Raw genomic sequence first — 25,595 nt, forward strand, 5'->3', positions numbered from 1 at the left:
CTAGCCTCCCAGTTCCGCCGGGCGACCCGCCGACTTCGGCTGGGTACGCGCCAACTCGGCGTGGATGATCAGGCGCTGGTAGTTGTCGAACTTCGGGTTGCACGTGGTCAGGGTGAGCATCGACTTGGTCGGCTTCACCCCGGGCTTGCCCGGCACGGGTGCCACCACCTCGACCTGGGTGGGCCGGACGATCCGGCTCTGGCTCACCTTGTAGACGTACCAGTCGGTCTTGCTCTCCACCACGATGGCGTCGCCGTCGTTCAGCTCGTCCAGTCGCCAGAAGGTGGCGCGGTTGCGGTGCCCGGCGACGGAGAAGTTGCCCACCTGGCCCGGCAGGGCGCTGGACGGGTAGTGGCCGGGCGCGTACCGGATGTCCTTCTGGGTCACGCCCTCGACCACGACCCAGTTCTTGTCCAGCTTGGGGATGTAGAGCCCCGCCATCGGCTTGCCCTGCACGGGCGGATTCGGCTTGGTGGACGTGCTGGCCGACGGCGCCACGGTCGGGTCGCCCTCCGGCCCCCACGCCTGCGCCAACTGCTGGCTGAGGTCGGTCTGGTGGGCGTCGACGATCGCCGACTTGCCCCACACCTCGTAGCCGGCGAAGAGCAGCACCACCATGCCGAAGGTGATCAGCACCTCGCCGGTGATCCGGATGCCGGCGCGCAGCCGGGAGCCCAGCGACGGCCGGGTCAGCTCCGAGTAGACGCTCTTGTAGCCCTCGCCGGTCTGCTCCGGCCGGAGCTGGACGACCCGTTCGCCCCGGCGTGGCCGGGGCTGCTCGGCGCTGGCGTCGGGGAGGTCGGGTTCGTCCGTCTTCGGGGGGCGCGGCACGGCCCCCATCAGGGCGGTCGACTCGAACAAGGCTGCCGAGCCGGCCGGCGTACGCCCGGAGACGGCCGGGATCACGGCGGTGGCGCCGGGGTCGGCCGAGCGGTCGGGGGCGGTCGGCGAAGCCGGGGTGGACGGCCCCCCGACAGGCGCGCCGCTCTTCGGGAGGAAGGCGGTCGGCCCGTCGGTGGCCGGCCGGTCGCCCTGGGCGGCGGCGCGGTCCACGGGCGGACGGAGCGGCCGTTCGCCGCCCTGCCCGGACGCCCGGGTGGCGTCCGGCTGCCCGACGGGGCCGGCCGGCGGCGCCGGGTGCGGCGGGGCGGCCGGCCGGAGTTGGCCGGCGCCCGACCACGGTGGTGGGGCGGGGGCGCCACGGCCGGCGGCGCCGGTGGGCGGGCCGAAGTCCAGGGGACGGGCCGGCGAGTCGACGTCTGAGCGGCCGGTGGGTGGGCCGAATTCGCCGAGACCGGGTCGGCCGTGGTCGGGGGGGCCGGGGCGGCCGAAGCCGGCAGGGCCGTCGCCGGTGGGACCGGGGCGGCCGTGGTCGGTGGGGCCAGGGCGGCCGAAGTCGGTGGGACCGAAGTCCACGGGGCCGGGGCGGCCGAAGCCGGCGGGGCCGTGGTCGGCGGGGCCGGGGCGACCGCTCCCGGGGCGGTCCGGGTCGGCGGGCCGGGCCGGGTTGACGGTGGTGCGGGCCTGGTCGGCGCCGGGGACGAACCGGCCGGGGTTCGCGGGACGACCGGGCTCCTGCGCGGGGCCGCCCGGGCGCGCCGGGTCGCCGGGCCGGGCGGAATCGGCGGGGCGGGCGGGCCCGCCGAAACGGGCGGGGTCGGACGCGGCGCGCGCCCATTCGGCGGGTGGGCCGCCGGCCGGGCGGCCGTCGCCGACCGACGGGCCGGGACCGTGCGGGCGCGACGCCGGGGAGCGGGGCGGCAGCGCCGGCTCCGGCCAGGCTCCGGCCGGGGCGGGACGATTGACCTTGGGCAGGAACTCCGTCGGGCCGTCACCGTGGTCGCGGTGCCGGCCGTCGGGCTCCTCCGGCCAGTCGTCGCGGGTCACCGTGGCACCGCCGCCGACCGGAGCGTTGTCGAATCCTCGAACGCCGGCACGGCGACGGTGGAGACGGTCTCCTTGTAGCCGAGCTTGTAGTCGTCGACCAGGTCCCTGAACAACCGGACTCCCTCGGAGTCGGCGAGGGCCCGCTGAAGGGCGGCGGGATCGCCGATTGCTACGATCTTGAATGGAGGGGAGTACACCCGGCCGTGCAGCAGCAGGGTGTTACCGACGCAGCGTACCGCGCTGGTCGACAGCACGCGGACGTTCATGATGGACATGGCCTCGGCGCCACCCGCCCAGAGAGCGTTCACCACGGCCTGCACGTCCCCCTGGTGGACGACCAGGTCGTCGTTGGTGGCCCCGGCGGGCAGGGTCCCGTCGTTGCGGCGGGGCGCGTCGTTGAGTTCCACCGTCACCCCGGGGCCGCTGAGCGCGGTGAATCCGGCGGCCTCCCGGCTGGCGGCCGCCCGGTCCTGCTGCTCCTTGATGGGGCCGTCCGAGCTGGCCAACGCCGTGGTGCGGTCCTCGACCTCCCCGCGCAGCGCGGCGGCGCGTTGCTCGCCGGCCGCCACCTCCGCGCGGCGGTCCTCGATGAGCTGGTTGAGCTGGGGGCGCCGGTCCTCGCGTAGGGCGGTGCCGCCGGCAGTGGTCGCCGTGGTGGTGAAGAGCAGCCCGGCCGCGGCGGCGATCAGCGGCACCCCGATCGACCAGCCCGGTCGGCGCTGCCGCGGTCGCCGTGGCAGGAGGCCGGCGACCACCCGCCGGAGCACCTTCTGCCAGGATGCCGCGCCGGATGTGTACTCCACCGAGCGTTCCTTCCCCGTCGTCTGGTTCAGCCCGCGAGGTGGCGGGCCGGTGCGGCGACCCGAACAGTCCCGCCTTTTTCGGTCACTCCGAGCACCGGCCTGACCCCATTCGTGGCTTGGACGGGTCTTCGGGACTACGCTAGCTGTCGAACATTATTGGCCATGGACCGTCGCCCCCGCGCCCGGTTGTCAGGCCGGACGAGGTCGTCACCCCCTCTGGAGAGCGTCGTGCCCAAGTCTCAGGTCCGCAAGAAGAAGGTGTACACCCCGCCGACGGACGTCCGCCCGACGGCGACGGCGGCGACGCGCAAGCCTAGCCCGGTGTGGCTGCCGATCTCGGCGGTCAGCCTCATCGTCTTCGGCATCGGCTGGCTGGTGGTCTACTACCTCTCCGAGCAGGAGTACCCGGTCATGTCGTGGGGTTACTGGAACCTCGCGGTGGGCTTCGGCGCGATGGTCGCCTCCCTGATCCTGCTCTCCCGCTGGCGCTGAGCGGCCTCGTCGGGGCCGCCCGGGCGGGGCCGCGGGTGAGCGTGTCACTCGGCGGAGACCCTGCCCGGCGGTTTCGGGTCGGGCCACCTATGGTGTGCGCAGGGCGGCGCGGCCGGAGTGCGAGATGACTCACGTTACCGATGGGTAACCTTGCGCGTAGGCTGCATTGCATGACCGAGCGGAGCGAGGTCATCGACCGGTCCGGTCGAGGGTGCGGTGGCGGCGGCTCGCCGACCGCCCCCTGATCCGGCCCCGGTCGCCGAGCCGCTCGACAGGCAGCAGACCGGGAGGCCAACTCGATGGGCAGCGTCCAGATCGTCACCACGATCCTCGCGTTCGCCATCACCGCCGTGGCGGTGTGGCTTGCGGTACGCGCGGTCATGAAGATGGTGGCCGTCATCCGGCTGGGTCAGCCGGACCCGACCCGGTTCGGCGACAAGGGCACCCGCACGAAGACCATGCTGGCGGAGACCGCCGGCCACACCCGCATGCTCCGCTGGAGCGTGGTGGGCGCGGCGCACTGGTTCGTGATGGTCGGCTTCATCGTGCTGTCGCTGCTGGTGCTGGAGGCGTACTTCGAGGTCGTCTCCCCGACCGGCGGGCTGCCCCTGGTGGGCGGCTGGGCGCTCTACGGTGCGGTGACCGAGCTGATCGGCATCCTGGGCATCGTCAGCATCCTGGTGCTGATCGGGATCCGGGTCCGCAACCGGCCGACCCGGCCGGGCGGTCGCTCCCGGTTCACCGGCTCCACCATGTGGCAGGGGTACTTCGTCGAGGCCGTGGTCCTCGCGGTGCTGATCATGGGCTTCGTCATCCGGGGCTTCAAGGTCGCCACCGACCACTTCGAGTACCCGGTCTGGGCCGCCCCGCTCAGCCACGCGGTGGGCGCGGTGCTGCCGAACTGGGACGCGGGCGTCAGCATCGCCGCCCTGGTCAAGATCGCCATCTCGATGACCTGGCTCATCGTGATCGCGCTCAACGTCACCATGGGCGTGGCCTGGCACCGCTTCCTCGCCTTCTTCAACATCTTCTTCAAGCGCGACCCGGGCCGCGCCGGCTCCGGACTCGGCGCGCTGCGCCCCATGACGAGCCAGGGCAAGCCGCTCGACTTCGAGGAGGCCGACCCGGAGAAGGACCAGTTCGGCGTCGCCCAGGTCGAGCAGTTCAGCTGGAAGGGCCTGCTGGACTTCAGCACCTGCACCGAGTGTGGCCGCTGCCAGTCGCAGTGCCCCGCCTGGAACACGGGCAAGCCGCTGTCGCCGAAGTTGCTGGTGCTGAGCCTGCGCGACCACGCGTACGCCAAGGCGCCGTACCTGCTGGCCGGCGGCGGCAAGGACCTGACCGGCGAGGAGAAGGCCACCGCCGCGCAGCTCGCCCACGTCGACGTGCTCGCCCTGGCCGAGGGCGACAAACCGCTGATCGGCACGGCCGAGGAAGGCGGCGTCATCGACCCGGACGTGCTCTGGTCCTGCACCACCTGCGGCGCCTGCGTCGAGCAGTGCCCGGTCGACATCGAGCACGTCGACCACATCGTCGACATGCGCCGCTACCAGGTGCTCATCGAGTCGAGCTTCCCGTCGGAGGCCGGCGTGATGCTGCGCAACCTGGAGAACAAGGGCAACCCGTGGGGCGCCCCGCCGAACACCCGCGAGGACTGGACCAAGGGCCTGGACTTCGAGGTGCCGCGGGTCGGCGAGGTCGACGACTTCGAGTACCTCTTCTGGGTCGGCTGCGCCGGCGCGTTCGAGGACCGGGCCAAGAAGACCACCCGGGCGGTCGCCACGCTGCTCAACGAGGCGGGCGTCAAGTTCGCGATCCTCGGCGAGGGCGAGACCTGCTCCGGCGACCCGGCCCGCCGGATCGGCAACGAGTTCGTCTTCCAGATGCTCGCCCAGCAGAACGTCGAGACCCTCAACGAGGCGTTCGAGGGCCGGGAGAAGAGCAAGCGCAAGATCGTCGCTACCTGCCCGCACTGCTTCAACACCCTGGGCAACGAGTACGGCCAGCTCGGCGGCGAGTTCGAGGTGGTCCACCACACCCAGCTCCTGGCGCACCTGGTCGCCACCGGCAAGCTCACCCCGGTGCAGCCGGTCGACGGCGGCGTGACCTACCACGACCCCTGCTACCTGGGCCGGCACAACCGGGTGTTCGCCCCGCCGCGCGAGGTGCTGGGAACCGCCATCGCCGGCGAGCTCACCGAGATGCCGCGCAACAGCGAGCGCTCCTTCTGCTGCGGCGCCGGCGGCGCCCGGATGTGGATGGAGGAGAAGATCGGCAAGCGGATCAACGTGGACCGGGTCGAGGAGGCCATGTCCACCGGGGCGCGGACGGTCGCCGTCGGCTGCCCGTTCTGCTCGACGATGCTCAACGACGGGGTGAACGGCAAGGGCGCCGGCGAGCAGGTCGAGGTCGTCGACGTGGCCAGTGTGCTGCTCCGCTCGGTGAAGCCCGAGCAGGCGCCGGGCGACAGGGAGACGGCGCCGGTCGCCGGCTGACGCGTACCCCCTGAAACGCCCGTCGGCGGCGGCACCTCGCTGTGCCGCCGCCGACGTCGTTCAGGAGACGGCGGCGATCTCGGCCAGCCGGCGCTCGACGTGCGAGAATCGCGCCGAGGTGAGACGAGCATCGATGGCCTGCTGCTGACCACGCTGCTGCCCCTGGTCGGGTTCGTGCTGCTGACCGGCGGCAACGCGTTCTTCGTCGCGGCCGAATTCGCCCTGGTCACCGTGGACCGGCCCGAGATCGAGCGCCGCGCGACCTCGGGCGAGGGCCGGGCCGCGACCGTACGCCGGGCGCTGCGGGAGCTCTCCTTCCAGCTCTCCGGGGCGCAGCTCGGCATCACCCTCACCGCCCTGCTCACCGGCTACCTGGCCGAGCCGGCGCTGGCCCGGCTGTTCACCCCGCTGCTGCGGCCGGTCGCCGGGGACGCCGCCGGCCGGTTCACCCCGCTCCTCGCCCTGGCCCTGGCCACCCTGCTCTCCATGCTCTTCGGCGAGCTGGTCCCGAAGAACCTCGCGCTGGCCCGGCCGATGCCCACCGCGCTGGCCACCGCCGGCCCGATGCGTGCGTTCTCCCGCACCTTCGGCTGGCTGATCAGGGCGCTCAACGACTCGGCGAACCGCCTGGTCCGCGTGCTGGGGGTGGAGCCGCAGGAGGAGCTGGCCAGCGCCCGCTCGCCGGAGGAACTGGGCCTGCTGGCTGCCATCTCGGCACGGGCCGGCGCGCTGCCGCCGGACACCGCGATGCTGCTGCGCCGGACCATCCGCTTCGGCGACAAGCGGGCCGCCGAGGCGATGACCCCGCGGGTGGACGTCGTCGCGCTGCGCGCCACCGCCACGGTGGCCGAGCTGCTGGCGCTGTCCCGGCAGACCGGGCGCACCCGCTTCCCGGTGTACGAGGAGACCCTCGACCTCGTGACCGGCGTCGCCGGGGTGCCCGACGCGCTGGGTGTGCCGCCGGCCAGGCGGGGCTCGACCACGGTCGGGTCGGTGGCCCGCGAGCCGGTGTACGTCCCGGAGAGCCTGGACCTCGACGGGGTGCTCGCCGCGCTCCGGGTGGCCGGCGCCGACCTCGCCATCGTCGTCGACGAGTACGGCGGCACCGACGGGGTGGTCACCACCGAGGACCTGGTGGAGGAACTCGTCGGGGAGATCGCCGACGAGTTCGACCCGGACGCGGTGGACGACGCCGGCCTGGTCGAGCTGACCGTGCCGGGCGGGGAGCGGACCGTCCTCGTCGACGGGGTGCTGCGCTCCGACGAGCTGGCCGAGCAGACCGGTTTCCGGCTCTCCGAGGGGCCGTACGAGACGCTCGCCGGTTTCCTGATGGCCCGGCTGGGGCACATCCCGGTGGCCGGCGAGACGGTCGAGGAGTCCGGCTACGAGTTCACCGTCGTCGAGGTCGAACGGCACCGGATCGAGCAGGTCCGGGTGGTTCGCCCCGAGGAGCCGGGCGACGATGCCTGAGCTGCTGGTCACGATGGCGCTGCTGCTCGGCAACGCGTTCTTCGTGGGCAGTGAGTTCGCGCTGATCGCGTCCCGGCGCACGGTGGTCGAGCCGTTGGCGGCCACCTCGAAGCGGGCCCGCTGGGCGCTGTCGGCGATGAACCAGATCCCGCTGATGATCGCCGGGGCGCAGCTCGGCATCACCGTCTGCTCGCTGGGGCTGGGCGCGATCGCCGAGCCGGCCCTGGCGCACCTTTTGGAGCCGGCCTTCCACGCCGCCGGGCTGCCCGACCGGGCGGTCCACCCGGTGGCCTTCGTGCTCGCCCTCGGCGTGGTGGTCTTCCTGCACACGGTGGTCGGCGAGATGGTGCCGAAGAACATCACGCTGGCCGGGCCGGAGCCGTCGGCGCTCTGGCTGGGGCCGGCGATGCTGGCGTTCTGCCTGGCCACCAAGCCGCTGCTGCTGGCGATGAAGTGGGCGGCCCGCCGGGTGCTGGGGTTGTGGCGGATCGAGGCCACCGAGGCGGTGAAGACGGTCTTCACGGCGGAGGAGCTGGCCGGACTGGTGGCGCAGGCGCGTACGGAGGGGCTGCTCGACGCCCAGGAGCACGCCCGGATCACCGGCGCGCTGGCCCTGCACAGCCGGACCGCCGCCGACGCCCTGCAACGCTGGTCGACGGTGACCACCGTCGCCGAGGACGTCTCGCCCGCCTCGCTGGAGGTGCTGGCCACCCGGACGGGTCGGTCCCGCTTCCCGGTGGTGCAGCGGTCCACCCGCCGGGTGCTCGGCTTCGTGCACGTCAAGGATGTCCTCGGGTACGCCGGGGTGAGCCGACGCGCCCCGGTGCCGGCGGAGGTCTACCGGCCGTTGGCGGTGGTGCCGCCGGACCGTACGCTCGCCGACCTGCTGCTGTCGATGCGCCGCGAGCGGCGGCACATGGTGCTGGTCAGCGACGGCCGCCGCCCGCTCGGCGTGGTGACGTTGGACGACGTACTGACCGCCATCGTCGGCCACCGGGCCGACACCCTTGGTGCGCAAGCGGTCGCGCAGGCGTGATGTGGACGATGGTCGCCTTGATTCCGCTCCGCGCCTTCCCTAGTGTTGGGCACCGGCCGCTGTGTGGGTCGTCTGTCTCGCCCCTCTTTCCTCGCGCGAGGCGCCCGGCGGTCGGGTTGCAAAAGGAGTCGGTGCCGGTGGCAACCATGCCCCCTCATCGTCACGCACCGGGACGGTCTGCTCGTCCGGGTGGCCTGCGCCGGGCCGCCCACCGTCTGCTCACCCTTGTCGCCGCCGCGGTCGTCGGCGTCGGTGTGCTCGCCGCGCCCGCGTACGCCGAGCCCTCGGTCGACGAGATCGAGGCCGCGATCGACAAGAAGTGGGAGCAGCTCGAGCCCACCATCGAGCAGTACAACAAGGTGCGGGCGCAGCTGAAGGTCAACCGCAAGAAGTCGGCGGACCTGCAGAAGAAGATCCAGCCGTTGGCGCTGGAGACCGAGCTGGCGATGGACCGGGTCGGTGACCTCGCCGCCCGGTACTACATCTCCGGGCCGTCGCAGGAGATCGGCGCGCTGCTGGTCAGCGCCAAGCCGGACACGCTCACCGAGCAGCTGACCCTCCTGGACCGGCTGGCCGCTCAGGAGCGCAAGCAGCTCGAGGGCGTCACCAAGGTCCGCGACAAGTTCGACGCGGAGAAGCAGAAGCTCGACGCGCTGATCGTGGCGCAGACCAAGCAGCAGAACGACCTGGCGGCGAAGAAGAAGCAGATCGACGCCGACATCAAGAAGCTCGAGGCGTCGCTGCCGGTGACCACGGTCAAGACGGAGAAGTGCCCGACCATCAACGGCGTGGTCAGCGAGGCGGCCCGGACCGCCATCAAGACCGCCTGCGCCCAGGTCGGCGACCCGTACGTCTGGGGCGCCACCGGCCCCAACTCGTTCGACTGCTCGGGCCTGACCCAGTACGCCTACAAGGCGGCGGGCATCCACCTGACGCACTTCACCGGCGCGCAGTGGAACGAGGGCAAGGCCATCCCGCGCTCCGAGGCGCGCCCGGGTGACCTGGTGTTCTTCTTCAGTGACCTGCACCACGTCGGCCTCTACCTCGGCAACGACAAGATGGTGCACGCGCCCCGGGCCGGCAAGCCGGTCAACGTCTCCAGCATCAACACGATGCCGGTGGCCGGGTTCCGCAGGCCCGGCTGATCCCGCGCCACGCACGGAAGGGCCCCCGGTCGAGTAGACCGGGGGCCCTCGTCGTGCTCGGGAACGGCCTGCGCCGGTCCGGGCGAGCGGTGGGTCAGCGGGGCGCCTCCAGCGCGGAGGGCAGCACGTTCACGTCGTCCAGGTTGACGTACATGACCCGGTGGCCGAACTGGATCTGCACGTACCGGTTCTCGCCGCGGATCACCGTCCAGTCACCCGGCGACGACCCGTCGAACGTGACGGCCCGGTAGTACTCGCCGGGGAGCACCGTGCCGACGGCGTACCGCTGGCCGGCCGAGAGGGTGTACTGGAGCGGGGAGATCGGCTGGTACGGCACGCCGGCCGGGTAGGCCGCCTGCTCCGGGTACGCCCGGCCGTAGACCGGGATGGTGGCCCGGCCGTCCTTCGGGGTCACCACGAAGCCCACGGACCACTTCGCGGTCGGCTTCGAGGCGGGGTTGTGGAACCACGCCTTCTGGCCGAGGTACCAGATCGCGGTCCAGTCCCCCTGCACCTCGGCCAGGGCGTACGTCTGCCCGGCGGAGGCCCGGGCGCCGTGGTCGGAGATGTACATGGTGTTCGGGGTGCCGTCGGGCCGCAGCGCGATGTCGTTGACCAGTGGCGCGTCGTGGCTCGGCGCGCTGTGCAGGATCACCGCGGACGAGCCGCGCAGCGGGCAGGGAGCCACCGGCGGGGGCGGGTTCGGCACGCCGGGCGGCTGCCGGTTGCAGCCGGTGAACTGCGGCTGGTTGGTGGCGAAGTCCGGGTCGATGGTGACCAGCCCCGTGTGCGGCGTGCCGGTCGACGTGAACGGCGCCTTGAGCAGGTCGAAGTAGTGCGACCAGTCCCAGTACGGGCCCGGGTCCCAGTGCATGCCGCGCACGGTCGAGGCGACGGTGCCGGGGACGTTGTCGTGACCGATGATGTGCTGCCGGTCCAGCGGGATGTTGTACCGCAGCGCCAGGTGGCGGACCAGCTTGGCGGAGGTGCGGTACATCGCCTCGGTGTACCAGGTGCCGTGCCCCGCGAAGCCCTCGTGCTCCAGGCCGATGGACTTGGCGTTCACGTACCAGTTGCCGGCGTGCCAGCCGACGTTCTTGGTCTTGATGTGCTGGGCGATGTGGCCGTCCACCGAGCGCAGGGTGTAGTGCCAGCCCACCCGCCTCGGGTCCTTGACCAGGTTGACGCTGGGCCCGAAGTAGCCCTCGGTGTCGTGGATGACGATGTACTCGATCTTCTGCTGGGCCGGCCGGTCGGCGAGGTCGTGGTTGCCGTAGTCACCCACGGTCGGGCCGTACTGCGCGTAGGGCGCCGGGATCCACTCGCAGGAGATCGTGTCGGGGCACTCCAGCCCGTCGGGCCGGGCAACCTTGCGCAGGCCCAGCCGGTCCAGCCAGGAGCGTTCCGGCTGCACCGCGCGGGCGGCGAGGGTGACCTGCTGCCCGTCGTCGGTCAGCCGGCTGTCGCCGGCGGCGATGGCGGCGTACACCTCGTTGGCGAAGGCCGCCGCGGCGTCGGCGCTGTCCGCGCCGGAGTAGCGGGCCACCGCGCCGTACCAGGCCGCCGGGTCCGTGTCGGCGCCGACCGGGGCGCCGATCTCCTTCTGGTACGCGGCCAGCAGCGCCGCGCCACCCCGGATGTTGGCCGTGACGTCCGTGCGCAGCGCCTCCTCGCTGGCTCCGGTCAGCCCGGCGGCGGCGTCGAGCGTCCGCAGCGAGGCTTCGGCGGGGGGCTGGGCGGCTGGCGGCTCGTGCGCCCCGGCCAGGGACGGGCGGGAGTCGTCGCCCCGCGGGTCCTCGGTGCCCTCGTCGTGGTGGGTGCCCCCGGGCAGTGCGGCGACGTACTCGGCGTCGGTGAGGTGCATCGGTCCGAAGCCGCCGCTGGTGCTCGGCGTTCCGGCGTTGGTGTCCCAGCGGGACTGCAGGTAGGAGACTCCGAGCAGGACGCTCTCCGGCACGCCGTACTCCGCGGCCGCGGCGGCGTACTGCTGCTGCCGGTCGGTCGTCGGCGCGGCGGCGGCGGTTCCGGCGGCGGTGAGCGGCGTCGCCGCCAGGGCGGCCGCCACGGCGGCGGCCAGCAGGACGCGTCTGCTCCTCGATGTCGCTGACAGGTGCATCAGACCCCCAGGTCGGACGGGCGAATGTGGGGCCACCTTCGCCCCGGGCGCCACCTCCGGTCAATACCTTTCCATGCGTCACTTACTGAAGAAGGAAAATTTCGTCGACCGGAGTTACGCGCTCCCACCGGTCCACACGAATACGGTGTGTCACGGCGCGATGGGTTGCGGATCGATAACGACCGTCTCTACTCTGGTCATTCGTCGGCCGGCGACAGTCCGCCCATCCGGGCGGTAACGGTCCGACACCGCCGAGTCGCTCCCGAGCGAGCCGGGGACCCAGGTACCCCGGGGTGAATCCGCAGCACCTGCGGTAGGGCGTCCCCTTCCCGCCCGAACCCGTCAGCTAACCCGGTAGGCGGTACGGGAAGAAGGAGTACGGAGCCCGGTGGCACACCATGCCCCGCGGCCACCGTCGGCACGGTCGGCACCTGCCGGCCCGACGACGGCTGCGCCGCGCCCACGCTGGTACCGCTGCACCACCGCCCTCGCCGCCCTGGCCGCGTTCGCCGTCGTCCTGACCGGCGGCGCCACGGCGGCCCACGCCGAACCGACGGTCGCCGAGATCGAGCGCCAGATCGACGAGGACTGGAACAAGCTCGAACCGATCATCGAACGGCACAACGCCACCCGCCAGGACCTGGCCGCCAAACGCCGGCAGGCCGACGCCCTCGCCAAGCAGATCAAGCCCTTGGAACAGCAGGTCGAGCAGGCGATGGAGGAGGTCAGCGCGCTGGCCGTCCGCGCCTACAAGGGCGAGAACGTCTCCGCCGTCAACGCCCTGCTGGGCAGCCGCTCGCCCGACCAGATGATCGGCCAGCTCGAACTGCTCGACCGGTTCGCCCAGCACCAGCAGCAGGACGTGCGGCAGGTCGCCGAGCTGCGCGACCGGCTGGCCGAGAAGAAGGCCCCGCTCGACGAGATGGTCGTCCAACTCGGCCGGACGGAGGCCCAGCTCGCCGCGAAGAAGAAGCAGATCAACGCCGAGATCGACCGGCTGCAGAAGCTGCGGCTGCGGATCTACGGCAGCGGCGGCGGCGGTTCGCTGCGCCCCGCCCCCTGCCCGGCCAGCTACCCGGGTGGCGGGGCCGGCACCGCGGTCAAGTTCGCCTGCGCCCAGATCGGCAAGCCCTACGTCTGGGGCGCCGAGGGCCCGAACGCGTACGACTGCTCGGGCCTGATGCTCGCCGCCTGGGCGAAGGCCGGGGTCTCGCTGCCGCACAACGCCGCGCAGCAGCGCCGGGTCACCGCGACCGTCAGCCGGGGCGAGCTGCGTCCGGGAGACCTGGTCTTCTACTACAGCGACCTGCACCACGTCGGCATGTACGTCGGCGGGGGCTGGGTGGTGCACGCCTCCCGAGCCGGGGTGCCGGTGAAGATGAAGAAGGTCGACGACGGCCCGATCCACAGTTACGGCCGCCCCGGCTGAGTGGGTGAGGAACGGGCCCTTCCTGGCACACCCGGTGGCGGAAGGGCCCGTTCTCACGGCGACTGTCGGGTCAGCGGGTCGGCCAGGTACGCCAGTGCTGCCAGGAGCGGCTCGGGGTCGGGCCGCGCTGCCCCTGGTAGCGCGAGCCGTAGACGGCCGAGCCGTACGGGTGCTCGGCCGGCGACGAGAGCCGGAAGATGCAGAGCTGACCGATTTTCATGCCCGGCCAGAGGGTGATGGGCAGGTTGGCCACGTTGGACAGCTCCAGCGTCACGTGGCCGGAGAAGCCCGGGTCGATGAAGCCCGCGGTGGAGTGGGTGAGCAGGCCGAGCCGTCCCAGGCTCGACTTGCCCTCCAGCCGCCCGGCGAGCTGGTCGCCGAGGGAGATCACCTCCAGCGTCGAGGCGAGCACGAACTCGCCCGGGTGCAGCACGAACGGCTCGCCCTCGGGCACCTCGACCATCGACGTCAGGTCGTCCTGCTGCATCGCCGGGTCGATGTGGGTGTAGAGATGGTTGTTGAAGACGCGGAAGAGCTTGTCCAGGCGTACGTCGATGCTGGACGGTTGCACCAGCGTGGGCTCGAACGGCTCCAGCGCGAGCGTGCCCGCCTTGATCTCGGAGACCAGGTCGCGGTCGGAGAGCAGCATCGCACCACCTTAGCGAGCGATGTGCGTGACCTGCGTGTCGGACTACCTGTTCGTACACGTGTTCGATAGAATGTCGGCATGGCTTCCTGGTCCGAATTCGCCGCCGACGAGCCCCGCCTCGCCGACGGGATCCGCTCCCTCATGCAGCAGTACGGGCCGGGCTTCGGCTACCTGGCCACCGTCCGCGCCGACGGCGGGCCCCGGGTCCATCCCGTCTCTCCGGTGATCACCGACGAGGGGCTCTTCTGCTTCGTGGTCGACTCGCCGAAGCGGCGCGATCTGGAACGCGACGGCCGCTACGCCCTGCACTCCTTCCCGCCGGAGGAGAGTGACGACGAGGCCTACGTCGCCGGCCACGCCCGGCCGGTCACCGACCCGGCCCGGGTCGCCCGGCTGGCCCGCAGCCACCGGGCCGCGCCGCAGGTCGACTGGCGGCTGTTCGAGTTCACCGTCGACGTGGCGATGCTCGCCCGTCGGGAGCCGGGCGTCGCAGGCGGCGCCGGCGAGGGGCACGGCCGGCCCGCCGTCCAGGTCTGGCTCGACCCCGGCGCGACCGCCGCCGGCACCGCCGCGGTGCCCGAGACGCGGTCGGGGAGCGGCGACAGCCTCGCCGCCCGCCCGGCCGCCTGAGACGCGGTGCGGCGCCCCGGGCCGTCCCCGTCCGGGGGGCCGCACCGCCCCCCACCCCGCCCCGAAGACGACGGTGCCGGCCCCGTCGAGCGGAGCCGGCACCGGTCGTGCGGGGGGAACTATGCCGCGCGGTACGCGTTCCAGGCGGTCAGCATGCGGCTGGCCTGCCCGGCGGTGAACTGGTACATGCAGGAGTCGTAGGTGTAGTCCATGAAGTTGGTGATCGGGTCGACGCCCGGGGCGGTGCAGGTGTCCCGGCCGGTCGGGCACTGGAACGCCGGGGATGCCTCGGGCGCGGTGTCGCTGACGCTGTCACCCGAGCCGGAGCAGCCGCCCTGGAAGGTGTGGTAGAGGTTCAGCCAGTGGCCGACCTCGTGGGTGCCGGTGTCGCCCTGGTTGTAGTTGGTGGCCGTGCCGCCCGGCAGCGACTCGCTCAGCACGACGACGCCGTCCATGCTGCTCAGCTTCCGGGTCGGGAAGGTCGCCCAGCCGAGCAGGTCGTTGCTCAGCTCGCCCAGGTAGACGTTGAGGGTGTTCTTGCCGCCCTCGCGCAGCGAGGTCTTCATCTGCCGCTCGGCCGAGGAGCCCTGCACGATCGGGTACCACGAGGGGTTCGTCACCCGGTTGATCTTCTGCAGCTGGAAGCTGAACGCGGTGGCCGCGCCGCCGGTCGCCCCGCTGTATGACTGGTTCAGCACGTTGATCTGCGAGGCGATCATCGAGTCCGGGATGTTGCCGCCGGCCCGGGTGCCGTCCCGCTGGATCACGTGCACCACGACGGGGACGGTGACGGTGGCCGTGACGGAGGCGCCGGCGCCGGTGCGGAACCGGGCGCGCTCGCGCAGGGCGGCGGCCAGGTCGGCCTCGCGCTCGCGGGTCTCCGCCAGGGTCAGCTCGTTCGGCTCGTGCTTGGCCGCGCCGCCCGCCTTGATGCGGGAGTCCGAGTGGACGTCGGCCGGCTCGACGCAGACCTCGCTCGGGGCGGCGGAGAAGGCCGACGCGGCCGGTACGACGCCCACGGCGGCGGTGCTGAGCAGCAGCGCGAGGGTCGTCGACGCGACGCCGGCCGTACGCCGGGTCAGCAGGTTGGGACGGAGTCCCATGGGCCCACCTCTTTCTGGCCGGCGCGACAGGGGGTATGTCACGCCGTGGCTGAGAACGTTGGGCAGACGTTACAACCGATCGACGAATTTGAGAACGGCCATGTATTGCAGGGATGAAACTTTTTCCTGGCCGGCGCCGGCTCGTGATCGACAATTGGCGATGAAACGGTGATTCTCGGTAGCGACTCGCGCCGCCCGGCGGCGCGTTGGCGTCGATCTTCGGGTACCGGTCCGCCGGTGGGTGCCGGCCACGGCACAGAACAGATCATGGCCGCCGTGGCGGGCCAGCTCCCGGGCGGTGGCCGCGAGCCATCCGGGGGCCCGCCGCGCGACACGGTGCGGCATCGGAGGGGGTGCCTGGGTGCACCGGCGTGACGTCTCAGGTACAGTGGTGCCGCCTGCGGGTGTAGTTCAATGGCAGAACATCAGCTTCCCAAGCTGACAGTGCGGGTTCGATTCCCGTCACCCGCTCCAGCTCGAAGGCCTTGGCCAGGACGTGAGTCCCGGTCGGGGCCTTCGATGTTCCAAGGTCAAGGATCATGCCGCGTGCCACTGGCCCCGGTCGGAGGGGGCGGCTTGCCTGCGAAGCTGACCCGGGACGAGGCGATCCACCTCGTTGACCGGATCATGCGGCTCGACTACGCAGACGACGCCGAGTTGAACGACTGGCTGGACCAGCTCGAACGCGACCTGGGCTATCCGGACATCTCGGATCTGATCTTCACGGTTACGCCGGAGTTGACGCCGGCCGAGGTTGTCGATCGAGCCAGCGCCTATCAGCCGGTCGCGATGCGGTCCACACCATGGACGGAGCCGTCGACCACCTGAGGAGCGTGGGTCGGTAACGCAGCGGTCAGCCTTGCAGGCGGAAGTCCAGCATGTAGAAGACCTTGTCGTAGCGGCGTTCGCCGACGGCGACGAAGCCGGGCAGGCGGCCGTATTCGGTGAAGCCCAGCGACCGGTAGAGGTGCAGGGCATTGGTGTTGTCGCCACGGGCGTCCAGGGTGAGGACCTCGATAGCCGCCTCCCGGGCGTCAGCGATCAAGGCAGCGGTCAGCGCCCGGCCGACACCACGACCATGGGCAGCAGGATCTACCGCGATCTTCTCCAGATCGGCGTGTGGCCGATGCGTCGGTCGGGCGTAGCGGAGCCAGTACCCCAACCCGACAAGCCGACGGTCGAGGTAAGCGACCCGCAGGGCTGCGTCCCCGGCCTGCACCGCAGAGACGACGTGGCCGAGAAGTTCCGCCACCTCATCCCGCGAGGGTGGTTCGACCCACCCCAGCGCGGCACCTCCACTGACCAGGTCCGCCAGGATCTGGTGGGCCGACTCCGCAAACCGGGCCTTCAGCTCCGGATCGGAGGTCAGCTCCATGGCATCAACGATTGCGGGCTCGGTGGTCACACCGCTCGTCATGGCCGGATTCATGACCGGCAGGCTAGCCAGCCCACGGCCCAGCTGAGACCCCACGCTCCAGCCAAGCCGTTACTGGCCCACGCTCCTAGCCTCACTTGTGCCGCAGGTCGTCACGTGCAGCTCTGGCTGCGCCGAGGTCCGTCAGATGCCCCACCGGAGGCTCTTTAGCTCAGGGTGCCGTAGGCGAGTACTCAACGACCGGGACACCATGGGCCCGCATGTTACGCAACACAGCAGCAGCCAGATCATCGTCGCAGATCAGTGCGGCCACCCCGGTCCGGCGGTTATAGGGCAAGCCGCCATCGCCGTTCCCATCGCTTGGCAGGAGCACCCAGTCCGGGTCGCTCCCGTCCCACAAGTCGGAATACGCGTCGAGGCTTCCGGCATTCACCGGCTCATAGTGCCAGGAGTGACTTCGGGCAGATGCAACCCGCAGTGCGGCTAGCCGGCCGACAGCGGCCGAGCGGAGCAGCCCGGCGTGCCATTTGCGTGCCATTAGGGCCTCGATCGTTGCTGCCGCTTGACGTCGCGGGCCGGACGGCGGCCCGCTACGAGGAGGGCGGCCAACGGCGAACGGGGTGGCAGGAGATTCCTTACCGGTTCTTGCCGACTGCCCGACAATGAGCGCATGGCGGAGATGAGCCCGCACGTGGTTGGACGGTTGGGCCTGCTGTTCGTGCTGGCACTCCCGCTGTTCGGGTTTGCCGTCGATTTCCTCCTCCTTCTTGTGTCGTATCTGATGCTGGTCGCGATTGCTCCCGACGTGCTGGGTGAGGTGGCCGTGAGCCCTGCCAGGTTCGCTGCGTGGATCGCGCTGGTGAGGTTGCCGATGACGCTCGCCTACACGCTGACCGTTTCGAGGCGCGGCTGGATGGCAATGGTGACCACGGGCGAGGTTCCCGATCCTCCGGTACAAAAGGGTTGGCGTTTCACCCTGGTCAGGGTGCGCGACTGGGGGGCGGAAGTCGCTTGGTGGGTGATAGCGGCGCTGATCGTCTTCGACCATGTCGCCGATCCGGGCGAGGCACACGTATGGCAGCTCGTCGCCGTGACTGCTGTCGGACCGTTCCTGCTGCCGGAGTCCGTGAAGAGGTTGTTCCAGCTGCTGCGCCGGTGGTGGCGACGGAGGCACACATCCCACGCGCGGCCCCCGAAGCCCGACGAGGAGTCCGTCAATGCCTGAACCCTGGGCCGGGTGACCAACCGGGGATGAGGTGCCGCTGGCTCATTCGCCGTGCGGCAGGCTCCACAGATGGACGGCGGTCCCGTCCCTGGAGACCGTGTACCAGGCGCCCTGCCCCGCCGAGCGGGGAGATCCCGAGACGGAGAAGGGGTAGGCGACACGGCCGCGCAGGGCCATCGTGCGTGTGTCGACCAGCCAGTGGCGGGGCTCCTCCGCGTGGTACTCGGTGCCGACCACGGCGCTGTCGTCGTACGGGAATGCCGCCTCGTAGTCCCAACATGCGCGGTCGTTGTCCTTGCTTGACGGAGGGGGCACCGCTTCCTCGGCGTACAGCCGCCGCAGTTCCGTGCCGTCCTCCGCCCGGTGCAGGTAGAGGGACCACTGCCCCGGATCCGTGGTCAGGAAGTGTTCCCCGGACGGGCTCACGGCGAGGAAGACCTCCTCGGCGAACTGCTGGACCGTGAGCGTCGCGCCATTCCAGTGCCCCCACAGCACGGGCGAGTCCTCATCGCCCTCGGCGACAGTCAGCCCCATGTACGCCGGGTCCGGATGGGGGAAGTGGTAGGAGCCCGATGCCACGGTCGTCGTCTCGGCCCGGGTCAGCACCGTGCCGTCGGCGGGATCGAGGATCAGCCATTCCTCCTGGATGTCGCCCTCCGCGTTGTTGCGGATGTGGGCCCAGAGGAGCCTGCCGTCCGAGGAGAAGGCCGCCGAGCCGCTGTCCGCGTGGCCGTGGTGGTGGTCGTCGGCGTACTCGGAGAACGAGGCGTGGGCCTCGGTGCACACGGCGGCGGACCAACAACCGTGCCGGATCTCCCACCGCACGGCGCCGGCCGGATCCACCGCTCGCAACGCGTGAACGCCGACGAACACGGCGACGTCGCCCGTGGGAGAGACCGCCGTCGAGCCGTACCGGCGGGGCCAGGGCGCGGGGAAGTGGATCTCCGTCCCCTCTCCGTCCAGGTCGCGGACGGCCAGCTCGGTGTCCCCGCGCTGCACCAGCAGCCTGCGCCCCGGCCAGTGCAGCACCTGCGGGGCGTCCGCCGACGCGGGGTCGAGCGGAGCGGCGACGGTGGCCACGAGCTGGGCGGCGAACCGGGCGGAACGCCCGGGGACAGCATCGTCCGGCGCGGTCATGTCAGGAGCACCTGATCACGACCAGCTGCGGGCGGTCGCCGATGTGGCACTCGTGGCTGAGCCGCACCGTCCCCGACCTGGTGAGGGCCGCGCCCTGCCCGTCGGCCGGCGTGGCGGTCAGCGTCCACGTGTAGGTGCCGTTGGGCATCACGCGGCGGCGGTCGTCCTTGCCGTTCCATGCCGTGGCCACCATACCGCGCGTCAGCCCGCCGGAGAGGGTACGGACGACGGCGCCGCTGGTCTGACTCCTGATCACGAGCGTCCAGGAGGCGGCCGGCTTGGACAGCCACCACTTCGGGCTCCAGTGCCCGGTGGCGTCCTTGACGTGCGCCGACGTGGCGACGGTGGCGTCGAGCTGGGCGAGGGGCGAGACCGGGACGCCGCTGGGGACCAGATGGATGCCGTCGTCGGCGCCGAGGTGGGCGATGACGCCGGTGTACGGGTCGACGTCCCAGGGCCGCCACGACGCGAACGCCCCGGCGGTGTGCGACCTCGGCGTCCCGTCACGGACGTCGGTCACCTTCAGTTGCCCGTCCACCTCGGACGCGACGAAGCCGTCGCCGAGCTTGGCCCTCGACCAGTCGTCTCCGGACACGAGTCGCAGGTTCGTCCGCTTGACGGTGTCGTAGACGCCCTGACCCGACGCCGAGCCCACGCAGGTCCACAGCAGCCACCGCCCGACGGCCTGGAGGTCCTCCAGGAGGCACCCCTGGCCGAACCACACCTGAGCGCCCCGCTGCCCGGTCAGCACGTCGACGGGGGCCACGGCGTCGTTGCCGTCCCGCACCCACAGGGTGGTGCCCCACAGCGCCTCGACACCGGCCGTGGTCGTGAACACCGCCTTCCCGGTGTCGAGATCGACGACCCGGGTCTCCGTACCGGTGTCGCCGGCCGTCGTGAGTGCCGCGAAGCGGCCGCCGACAGCCGCGACGGAGTGGTAGGTGCGGGAGCTGTCGATCCGGGTTCCGGGCATGGGCTGGTTCGGCGCCAGCAGGTGGGGCTGCCGGTCGTCGTCCGTACGCCCGTAGCTGAGACCGGAGAGGACCGTCCGGCCGTCTCCGGTGTCGTGGAGGTCGGGGCACGCCGTGGTGTCGCAGCTCGCGGGACCGGGGCCCCGGGCGGTGCGCGCCCCGACCGTGAGCGCGCCGGCCACGCCGATCTCGCGGGTGTAGAGGTGGCGCCGCTTCTGCCAGGCGTTCTCCTGCTCCAGGGTGCTCAGCCGCCCCTGGGTGAGGGTCAGCCCGGACACCGCCTCGTACTTCCGCGGGTATGCCTCGGCGATCTTGCGGATCGCCACGTCGCCGCCGTCCACGGCCTCGACGACGGACACTCCCCACCGGTCCAGGTCGGGCCCGCCCTGCACCAGGAGCCTGCCGTCCGGGGTCGGCATCGCGAGCCCCTCCGACCTGGCCAGCAGCGTCTTGACCGTACGTCCGTCGAGGGCCACGGCCTCGACCCGCCAGACCGGATCCAGGAAGCTCCGGGGGCCCAGCGCGGGATCGTGCCGGCCCACGACGAGCGTTTCGCCGACCATGCCCAGCACCTGCGCGCCGCTGGCCAGCGGCACCGGCTGCGGGGTGGCGGTGAGGTCCGCGCGCGAGTGGACGGAGACGGTGCCGTCGTGCAACCACAGCAGGTGGGTGGAGGTGAGCACGACGGCGCCGATGCTTCCGTACGAGGTGTACGGGAGCGGGATCAACCGGCCCTGCTCGACGTCGAGGAAACCGGTGCGCGACGTGCTGCCCACCCGGTACTGCACGACCTGGCCGCGCGCGTCGCCCACCGGGGCCCAGACCGGGGTTGTTCCTACGATTCCGTCTGGGACGCCCGTGACGGCACGTTGGGTGACCGTGCTGTCGTCGTGGGAGTCGAACAGGTGCCACGTGTAGTTGGCGTCGAACAGGTTCCCCGTGGTTGTCACGACCGTCGAACCCAGCGTGCTGACGTACGTGTGGCCAACCGGGATCATGACCGTGTGTGATCGGCCGGTTGTCATGTTCCGGAGCGTCACGGACCGGGGGTAGTCGAGTTCCGCGACGATGTCCGAGCCGGCGCCGAAGTCCAGGACCCTGTTCCCGTCCGGGGCGTACCCGTCGAGCTTCGTGTCGACGCCGGCATAGCTCGTCCACAGGTAGCCCAGCGTGGGCTCGCGACGGAGAAACCCTGAGGGCCCCGCGCTGAACAGGTCCGTCTGGGGGTCCAGGAGGTAAGTGGCCGGGATGACCACCTCTCCCGGGACCGGTTCGGCCTGCGCGGTACCGGCCGACAACGGGGTCAGGCCCATGGTGAGCGTGAACGACACGGCGGCGGCGATGCCGGCGCGGATGAGCGAGCCTCGGACCACGCTCGTCCTCCCTGTGGGACAGAGGATGAAGGGGTTCCGGCCACGGGCCGGACGACGGCTCGCCGGGAGGCTGTTCCTGCGGCGCATCGATGCGGTGGCAGGTCACACATCAGCGATCCGCGCCGGCCTGAAGCCCCGGGCAAGTGGCGGGAGCTTAGCAGTTGCAGCCGCGTCGGGACGGCCCCATCCACTACGGATCCCGTGCCGTGCAGGTGGCAACCCCGACCCGGCCCGCGTCACCCGCCGCGGCGGGTCGGAAGTTCGTCGTACGGGCCTTCTACGCTCCCGCCATGATCACGGACCTGCCGCGCCTGCTCGGATCGTTCCCACCGAGGACGTTGCCGCCCGGCCGCCTCGTCGAGCCAGGAGACGGCGGATCGCCGCCGTACTGGTTGAGCGAGGCCCCGGTCGGAGCCGCGCTCTGGTCGCGGCTGCGGTCACAGCACCGGCAATCCGGGCTGTGGCCGCTGCTGCTGAGTGGGCTGTCGAGCGAGGAGACTCGTCCGTGGGCCGACGGGGAGGTGTTCCCGGCCGGCATGTCCTCACCGGACCGCCACGACGCAGCCGAGTTGCTGGCCCGGTGGTGGACCGCGCACACGAGGCCCGATCGGGAAGACATGCGGCCAGCGGCCGAACGCGCCTCCGTCACCGCCCCCTTCGGTGACCGCTGGCCCGGCCTCGCCGTGCCCGGTGACGCCTCCGCGTCACCCGATGAATTCGCCGACCAGTACGCGGAGTTCCTCCTGTTCAAGCCGGCACGTCTCGGGCTCGTGCCGGCCGCTCGTGGCGCGGACACACTCGCCGTCAGCGGCTGGTCCGGTCCCTTGAACTACACCAACGACTCGGGCGAAATCTCGGCGGTGGTCCGGAGCTGGGAGGATCGCTTCGGGGTCCGAGTTGTCGGCGTCGGATTCGACACCCTCCACCTCAGCGTCGCCGCCCCACCGACCTCGATCGAGCACGCCTGCCAGGTGGCGGCCGAGCACTTCGCCTTCTGCCCCGACAACATCTGGCAGGGCGCCGGAACGCTGACTGCCTACGCCGAGAGAATCCGGGGCGCGCACTCCTGGTCGTTCTGGTGGGACTGAAGGCGGCCCCGACCCAGCGGGCCGGCATGAAACGAGGCTGCGCCTTCCACTGACGGTTGCGGATTCGGCCAGCTGCGGTCCGTACGGGTCAGGCTGATGCGACCGGACGGCTACTGCCGTCTGTCGCCGGGCCGCAGCCGGTCAGCCGACGGCGGTCGTGGGCAGGGGGTCGCGGCGGGGCGCGGCGGCCAGCGCCAGCCCGAGCAGTGCGGTCGCCGTACCGGCCAGGAACAACAGCAGGGCCGCCGGCTGGCCCAGCCACTCCCACAGCGGGTGCCACGTCGGGTGCGGTTCGTCGAGGTGGTGGCGGAGCAGGGTCGGCACGGTCAGCAGGACGGGTGCCCACCACAGGACCATGGTGAGCGCGTACAGCACGGTGACCGCGCCCCGGGCCGGGTGCGACGCCTCGGTGCGGCGACTGGCCCAGCCGAACGCCAGCCAGCCGAGGCCCACGCCGAGCAGGCCGCCGACGACGCCGGCCGGCAGCACGGCCGGCGGGGTCGTCCGGCGCAGATTCAGCCAGAGTTGGACGGTGTCGCCGGGGGACTCGGCGCGGACCTTGAGGGTGAGTTCGGTGTCGCCGCGCCGGGCCGGCACCGCCGTCTCGGTGGTGTCCGTGATCCGGGAGCAGAACTTGTCGGCGCAACCGGAGTACCGGCCGACCGTCGGCTCGTACAGCTGCCAGCCGGTCTCGCGCAGGCGCCGCTGCGCGAGCGCGAGCGTCTCGTCGGCGGACATCGGCGGTGACGCGGTCACCTCGGCCACGACGCTGCTCGCCTGGTACTCGCCGCCGTCCCCGAAGACCAGGTTGTCGATGTTCCGCGCGGTGAGCCGCTGGGTGTAGAAGGTGAAGAGCGCGGGCGCCAGGTCGACGTCGCCGAGGTCGTGGCCGGGTAGCACGGCGGCGACGACGGCGGCGGTCTCGGCGCGGTCCGGCAGCGGCCGGGAGGTCTCCCACGCGCCCCGGGTGGCGAGGGCGGCGGTGAACAGCCCGCAGACGACGGCGGCGAGGGTGGCCCAGACGCCGACCGTGCGGCTTGCCGGCCGTCCCAGCCGGCAGCGCAGGCCGTGTCGGATCAGGTTCCCGGCCTCCCGGGCGGTGGGCCGGGTGCGGCCGGCCGGCGCCGCGTCCAGCAGGACCCCGACCATCTCGTCGGCCCGGTCACGCCGGTAGGCGCGTGGATGGCAGAACAGCAGTCGCCGGTAGCGGCGGGCGAGCGGGTCGCCGTTCGTCGGCATGGCCGTCCTTTCGTCGGTACGCGCGGATCCGGCGGTGCGATCGCGCGAGCGGTTCGGGTGGGAGCGGCGGTGCGGTGGTGCGGAGCTGGCGCGGTGGTGTGGAGCTGGCTCGGCGGCGGTGCTGGGGTGCGGAGGCGTGCGGAGGCGGTGCGGTGGTGTCGAAGGCGTGCGGGCGGTCAGGCGGTTCTGGGGCGCAGGGCGCGCAGCCGGGTCTCGGCGGCGGCGGCGAGCTGGCGCAGCCGGGCGGTCTCGGCGTCGAGGGCGTGGACGCCGTCCGGGGTGAGGCGGTAGTAGCGGCGGAGCCGGCCGTCGACGGTCTCCTCGCGGTCGGGCGCGACGAGCCCCTGCGCGTGCAGCCGGTCGAGCGCGGCGTAGAGGGTGCCGGGCAGCAGGGTGACGCGCTGCGCGGAGAGGGCGGTGACGTCCCGGATGATGCCGTAGCCGTGCCGGGGGCCACCGGCGAGCGCGGTGAGGATCAGGAACGTCGGCTCGCGCATCGCGGTCACGGGCGTACCATATTCAGATCATCGATACATGGCAAGCGCCCCGCGTGGTGCGGGCCGGGCCGGCGCCGGCCGTTAGGCTGGCGATCATGCGGATTGGCATCGTGATCCTTCCCGACCAGCGCTGGTCCGACTCGCAGCGCCGTTGGCGGCAGGCGGACGAGTGGGGCTTCGACCACGCCTGGACGTACGACCACCTGGGCTGGCGGGACCTGGTCGACGGGCCGTGGTTCGACTCGATGACCACGCTGACCGCCGCCGCGACGGTGACCACCCGCATCCGGCTCGGGACGCTGGTCGCCTCGCCGAACTTCCGGCATCCGGCGGCGTTCGCCCGGCAGGTCACCGCGCTCGACGACGTCTCCGGCGGGCGGCTGCTGCTCGGCCTCGGCGCGGGCGGGATCGGCTTCGACTCGGCCGTGCTCGGCGGGGAGACGCTGCCGCCGCGCCAGCGCGTCGACCGGTTCGCCGAGTTCACCGAGCTGCTCGACCTCATCCTGCGCGAGGACGGCACCACCTGGCGCGGGGACTGGTTCACGGCGGTCGACGCGCGCAACAACCCGGGCTGCGTCCAGACGCCCCGGGTGCCCTTCGTGGTGGCCGCCAACGGGCCCCGGTCGATGCGGCTGACGGCCCGGTTCGGTCAGGGCTGGGTCACCACCGGCCCCGGCGGGGACGACCTGGAGAGCTGGTGGGACGGGGTGGCCGAGCTCTGCGCCCGGATGAACAAGACGCTCGCCGCGGCCGGCCGCGACCCGGGCACCCTGGACCGCTACCTGTTACTGGACTCGGCGCCCGTCTTCTCGCTGCACAGCGCCGAGTTCTTCGCCGACCAGGTCGGCCGGGCCGCCGCCCTGGGCTTCACCGACGTGGTCACGCACTGGCCCCGGGCCAGCAGTTGGTACGCCGGTGACGAGGCCGTCCTGGTGGACGTGGCCACCCGCCTGCTGCCCGAGCTGCGCCGGGGCTGACGTTCCCGGCGCGCCCGTTCAGGTGCCGAGGTCCCCGGTGGGGACGCCGCCGTCGCCGGCCGAGACCAGCCGGAACCGGATGCAGACGACCTCGCTGTCGTCGGTGACGGGGGTGCCGGCCCGCGCCCAGTAGGCGGCGTGCCCCTCGCGCCACTCCTCGATCGAGCGGTCACCCTCGCCCTCGGACCGGGCGAAGTCCCAGGTCACCTCGGCGAAGCGGACCACCTCGACGCCGGTGACCTCGACGACGCCGACCAGCGAGTCCCCGTCGTCCACGAGGGCCAGCCGCTCGCCGACGCGCTCCAGTTCCTCGCCCTCCTCGGCGTACTCGGTGAGCAGGCCGGCGGTCGCCGTCTTCACCCCGCCGAGCACGAGGGTGTTCAGTCGCCTCCGCAGGTCGCCGGGGGTGCCGAGGGCGAGGGTGCGCAGTTCACCGATCCGAGGCCACATCCTGCCGA

Annotated in this window: 22 protein-coding genes, 1 tRNA gene and 1 riboswitch; of the genes, 12 read left to right on the forward strand and 11 right to left on the reverse strand. The window is 72.0% G+C overall.

Annotated features, from left to right (window positions below):
• On the reverse strand, nt 1-1,887 hold the full coding sequence (locus ACZ6O2_RS09430; protein WP_466022541.1) for a class E sortase: 1,887 nt from the start codon (nt 1,885-1,887) through the stop codon (nt 1-3).
• On the reverse strand, nt 1,884-2,690 hold the full coding sequence (locus ACZ6O2_RS09435) for a DUF881 domain-containing protein (RefSeq protein ID WP_350702308.1): 807 nt from the start codon (nt 2,688-2,690) through the stop codon (nt 1,884-1,886). The genes ACZ6O2_RS09430 and ACZ6O2_RS09435 overlap by 4 nt, the downstream gene beginning before the upstream one ends.
• Nucleotides 2,691-2,918: 228 nt before the next feature.
• On the opposite strand from ACZ6O2_RS09435, the gene ACZ6O2_RS09440 reads away from it, so the two are divergent.
• From ACZ6O2_RS09440 to ACZ6O2_RS09460, 5 genes are all read left to right on the forward strand, one after another.
• On the forward strand, nt 2,919-3,182 hold the full coding sequence (locus tag ACZ6O2_RS09440) for a cell division protein CrgA (protein WP_350702307.1): 264 nt from the start codon (nt 2,919-2,921) through the stop codon (nt 3,180-3,182).
• A gap of 299 nt (nt 3,183-3,481) precedes the next feature.
• Nucleotides 3,482-5,677 (forward strand): (Fe-S)-binding protein, encoded by a 2,196-nt coding sequence (locus tag ACZ6O2_RS09445; protein WP_350702305.1) that lies wholly within the window; start codon nt 3,482-3,484, stop codon nt 5,675-5,677.
• 156 nt (nt 5,678-5,833) lie between these two features.
• Nucleotides 5,834-7,147, forward strand: coding sequence for a hemolysin family protein (locus ACZ6O2_RS09450; protein WP_466022653.1), 1,314 nt, complete (start codon nt 5,834-5,836; stop codon nt 7,145-7,147).
• Nucleotides 7,140-8,183 (forward strand): hemolysin family protein, encoded by a 1,044-nt coding sequence (locus ACZ6O2_RS09455; RefSeq protein WP_466022542.1) that lies wholly within the window; start codon nt 7,140-7,142, stop codon nt 8,181-8,183. Before ACZ6O2_RS09450 ends, ACZ6O2_RS09455 begins: the two co-directional genes overlap by 8 nt.
• A gap of 131 nt (nt 8,184-8,314) precedes the next feature.
• Nucleotides 8,315-9,328 (forward strand): C40 family peptidase, encoded by a 1,014-nt coding sequence (locus ACZ6O2_RS09460; protein WP_350702301.1) that lies wholly within the window; start codon nt 8,315-8,317, stop codon nt 9,326-9,328.
• A 94-nt stretch (nt 9,329-9,422) separates the two neighbouring features.
• Here the strand turns inward: ACZ6O2_RS09460 and ACZ6O2_RS09465 are convergent, their stop codons facing one another.
• Nucleotides 9,423-11,444 (reverse strand): N-acetylmuramoyl-L-alanine amidase, encoded by a 2,022-nt coding sequence (locus ACZ6O2_RS09465; RefSeq protein ID WP_466022543.1) that lies wholly within the window; start codon nt 11,442-11,444, stop codon nt 9,423-9,425.
• Between the two features lie 239 nt (nt 11,445-11,683).
• A riboswitch (cyclic di-AMP (ydaO/yuaA leader) is annotated at nt 11,684-11,820 on the forward strand.
• Nucleotides 11,821-11,832: 12 nt separating this feature from the next.
• On the opposite strand from ACZ6O2_RS09465, the gene ACZ6O2_RS09470 reads away from it, so the two are divergent.
• Nucleotides 11,833-12,873 (forward strand): C40 family peptidase, encoded by a 1,041-nt coding sequence (locus ACZ6O2_RS09470; protein WP_466022544.1) that lies wholly within the window; start codon nt 11,833-11,835, stop codon nt 12,871-12,873.
• Nucleotides 12,874-12,943: 70 nt separating this feature from the next.
• On the opposite strand, the gene dcd is transcribed toward ACZ6O2_RS09470, so the two are convergent.
• On the reverse strand, nt 12,944-13,522 hold the full coding sequence (gene dcd / locus ACZ6O2_RS09475; RefSeq protein ID WP_350683119.1) for a dCTP deaminase: 579 nt from the start codon (nt 13,520-13,522) through the stop codon (nt 12,944-12,946).
• 78 nt (nt 13,523-13,600) lie between these two features.
• Between dcd and ACZ6O2_RS09480 the strand changes: the two genes are divergently transcribed.
• Nucleotides 13,601-14,152: a pyridoxamine 5'-phosphate oxidase family protein gene (locus ACZ6O2_RS09480; RefSeq protein WP_466022545.1), complete on the forward strand. Its 552-nt coding sequence runs from the start codon at nt 13,601-13,603 to the stop codon at nt 14,150-14,152.
• 119 nt (nt 14,153-14,271) lie between these two features.
• Here the strand turns inward: ACZ6O2_RS09480 and ACZ6O2_RS09485 are convergent, their stop codons facing one another.
• Entirely contained in the window at nt 14,272-15,255 is a 984-nt protein-coding gene (locus ACZ6O2_RS09485; protein WP_350702295.1) for a zinc metalloprotease, read from the reverse strand.
• A gap of 400 nt (nt 15,256-15,655) precedes the next feature.
• Here ACZ6O2_RS09485 and ACZ6O2_RS09490 point away from each other — a divergent pair.
• Both ACZ6O2_RS09490 and ACZ6O2_RS09495 read left to right on the forward strand, forming a co-directional pair.
• Nucleotides 15,656-15,729, forward strand: a tRNA-Gly gene (locus ACZ6O2_RS09490).
• Between the two features lie 72 nt (nt 15,730-15,801).
• Nucleotides 15,802-16,083, forward strand: a complete 282-nt coding sequence (locus ACZ6O2_RS09495) for an e9imm peptide (RefSeq protein WP_466022546.1) — start codon at nt 15,802-15,804, stop codon at nt 16,081-16,083.
• A gap of 25 nt (nt 16,084-16,108) precedes the next feature.
• Here the strand turns inward: ACZ6O2_RS09495 and ACZ6O2_RS09500 are convergent, their stop codons facing one another.
• On the reverse strand, nt 16,109-16,684 hold the full coding sequence (locus ACZ6O2_RS09500) for a GNAT family N-acetyltransferase (protein WP_466022547.1): 576 nt from the start codon (nt 16,682-16,684) through the stop codon (nt 16,109-16,111).
• A 616-nt stretch (nt 16,685-17,300) separates the two neighbouring features.
• On the opposite strand from ACZ6O2_RS09500, the gene ACZ6O2_RS09505 reads away from it, so the two are divergent.
• Complete coding sequence (locus ACZ6O2_RS09505; protein ID WP_466022548.1) at nt 17,301-17,855, forward strand: hypothetical protein; 555 nt, start codon at nt 17,301-17,303, stop codon at nt 17,853-17,855.
• 42 nt (nt 17,856-17,897) lie between these two features.
• On the opposite strand, the gene ACZ6O2_RS09510 is transcribed toward ACZ6O2_RS09505, so the two are convergent.
• Together ACZ6O2_RS09510 and ACZ6O2_RS09515 are read right to left on the reverse strand one after the other, a co-directional pair.
• Complete coding sequence (locus ACZ6O2_RS09510; protein ID WP_466022549.1) at nt 17,898-18,992, reverse strand: hypothetical protein; 1,095 nt, start codon at nt 18,990-18,992, stop codon at nt 17,898-17,900.
• A gap of 1 nt (nt 18,993) precedes the next feature.
• Nucleotides 18,994-21,336, reverse strand: coding sequence for a FlgD immunoglobulin-like domain containing protein (locus ACZ6O2_RS09515; RefSeq protein ID WP_466022550.1), 2,343 nt, complete (start codon nt 21,334-21,336; stop codon nt 18,994-18,996).
• Between the two features lie 290 nt (nt 21,337-21,626).
• On the opposite strand from ACZ6O2_RS09515, the gene ACZ6O2_RS09520 reads away from it, so the two are divergent.
• Complete coding sequence (locus ACZ6O2_RS09520) at nt 21,627-22,424, forward strand: DUF4253 domain-containing protein (protein ID WP_466022551.1); 798 nt, start codon at nt 21,627-21,629, stop codon at nt 22,422-22,424.
• A 141-nt stretch (nt 22,425-22,565) separates the two neighbouring features.
• Here ACZ6O2_RS09520 and ACZ6O2_RS09525 read toward each other — a convergent pair whose 3' ends face one another.
• Nucleotides 22,566-23,663 (reverse strand): hypothetical protein, encoded by a 1,098-nt coding sequence (locus ACZ6O2_RS09525; RefSeq protein WP_466022552.1) that lies wholly within the window; start codon nt 23,661-23,663, stop codon nt 22,566-22,568.
• Between the two features lie 176 nt (nt 23,664-23,839).
• Nucleotides 23,840-24,160, reverse strand: a complete 321-nt coding sequence (locus tag ACZ6O2_RS09530; protein ID WP_350702708.1) for a PadR family transcriptional regulator — start codon at nt 24,158-24,160, stop codon at nt 23,840-23,842.
• Between the two features lie 95 nt (nt 24,161-24,255).
• On the opposite strand from ACZ6O2_RS09530, the gene ACZ6O2_RS09535 reads away from it, so the two are divergent.
• Nucleotides 24,256-25,137: an LLM class flavin-dependent oxidoreductase gene (locus ACZ6O2_RS09535; RefSeq protein WP_466022553.1), complete on the forward strand. Its 882-nt coding sequence runs from the start codon at nt 24,256-24,258 to the stop codon at nt 25,135-25,137.
• 18 nt (nt 25,138-25,155) lie between these two features.
• On the opposite strand, the gene ACZ6O2_RS09540 is transcribed toward ACZ6O2_RS09535, so the two are convergent.
• A complete protein-coding gene (locus ACZ6O2_RS09540) occupies nt 25,156-25,587 on the reverse strand; it encodes an ASCH domain-containing protein (RefSeq protein WP_466022554.1) in 432 nt (143 codons plus the stop codon).
• Nucleotides 25,588-25,595 lie beyond the last annotated feature (8 nt).

The sequence above is a fragment of the Micromonospora sp. NPDC048040 genome, from assembly GCF_055587185.1.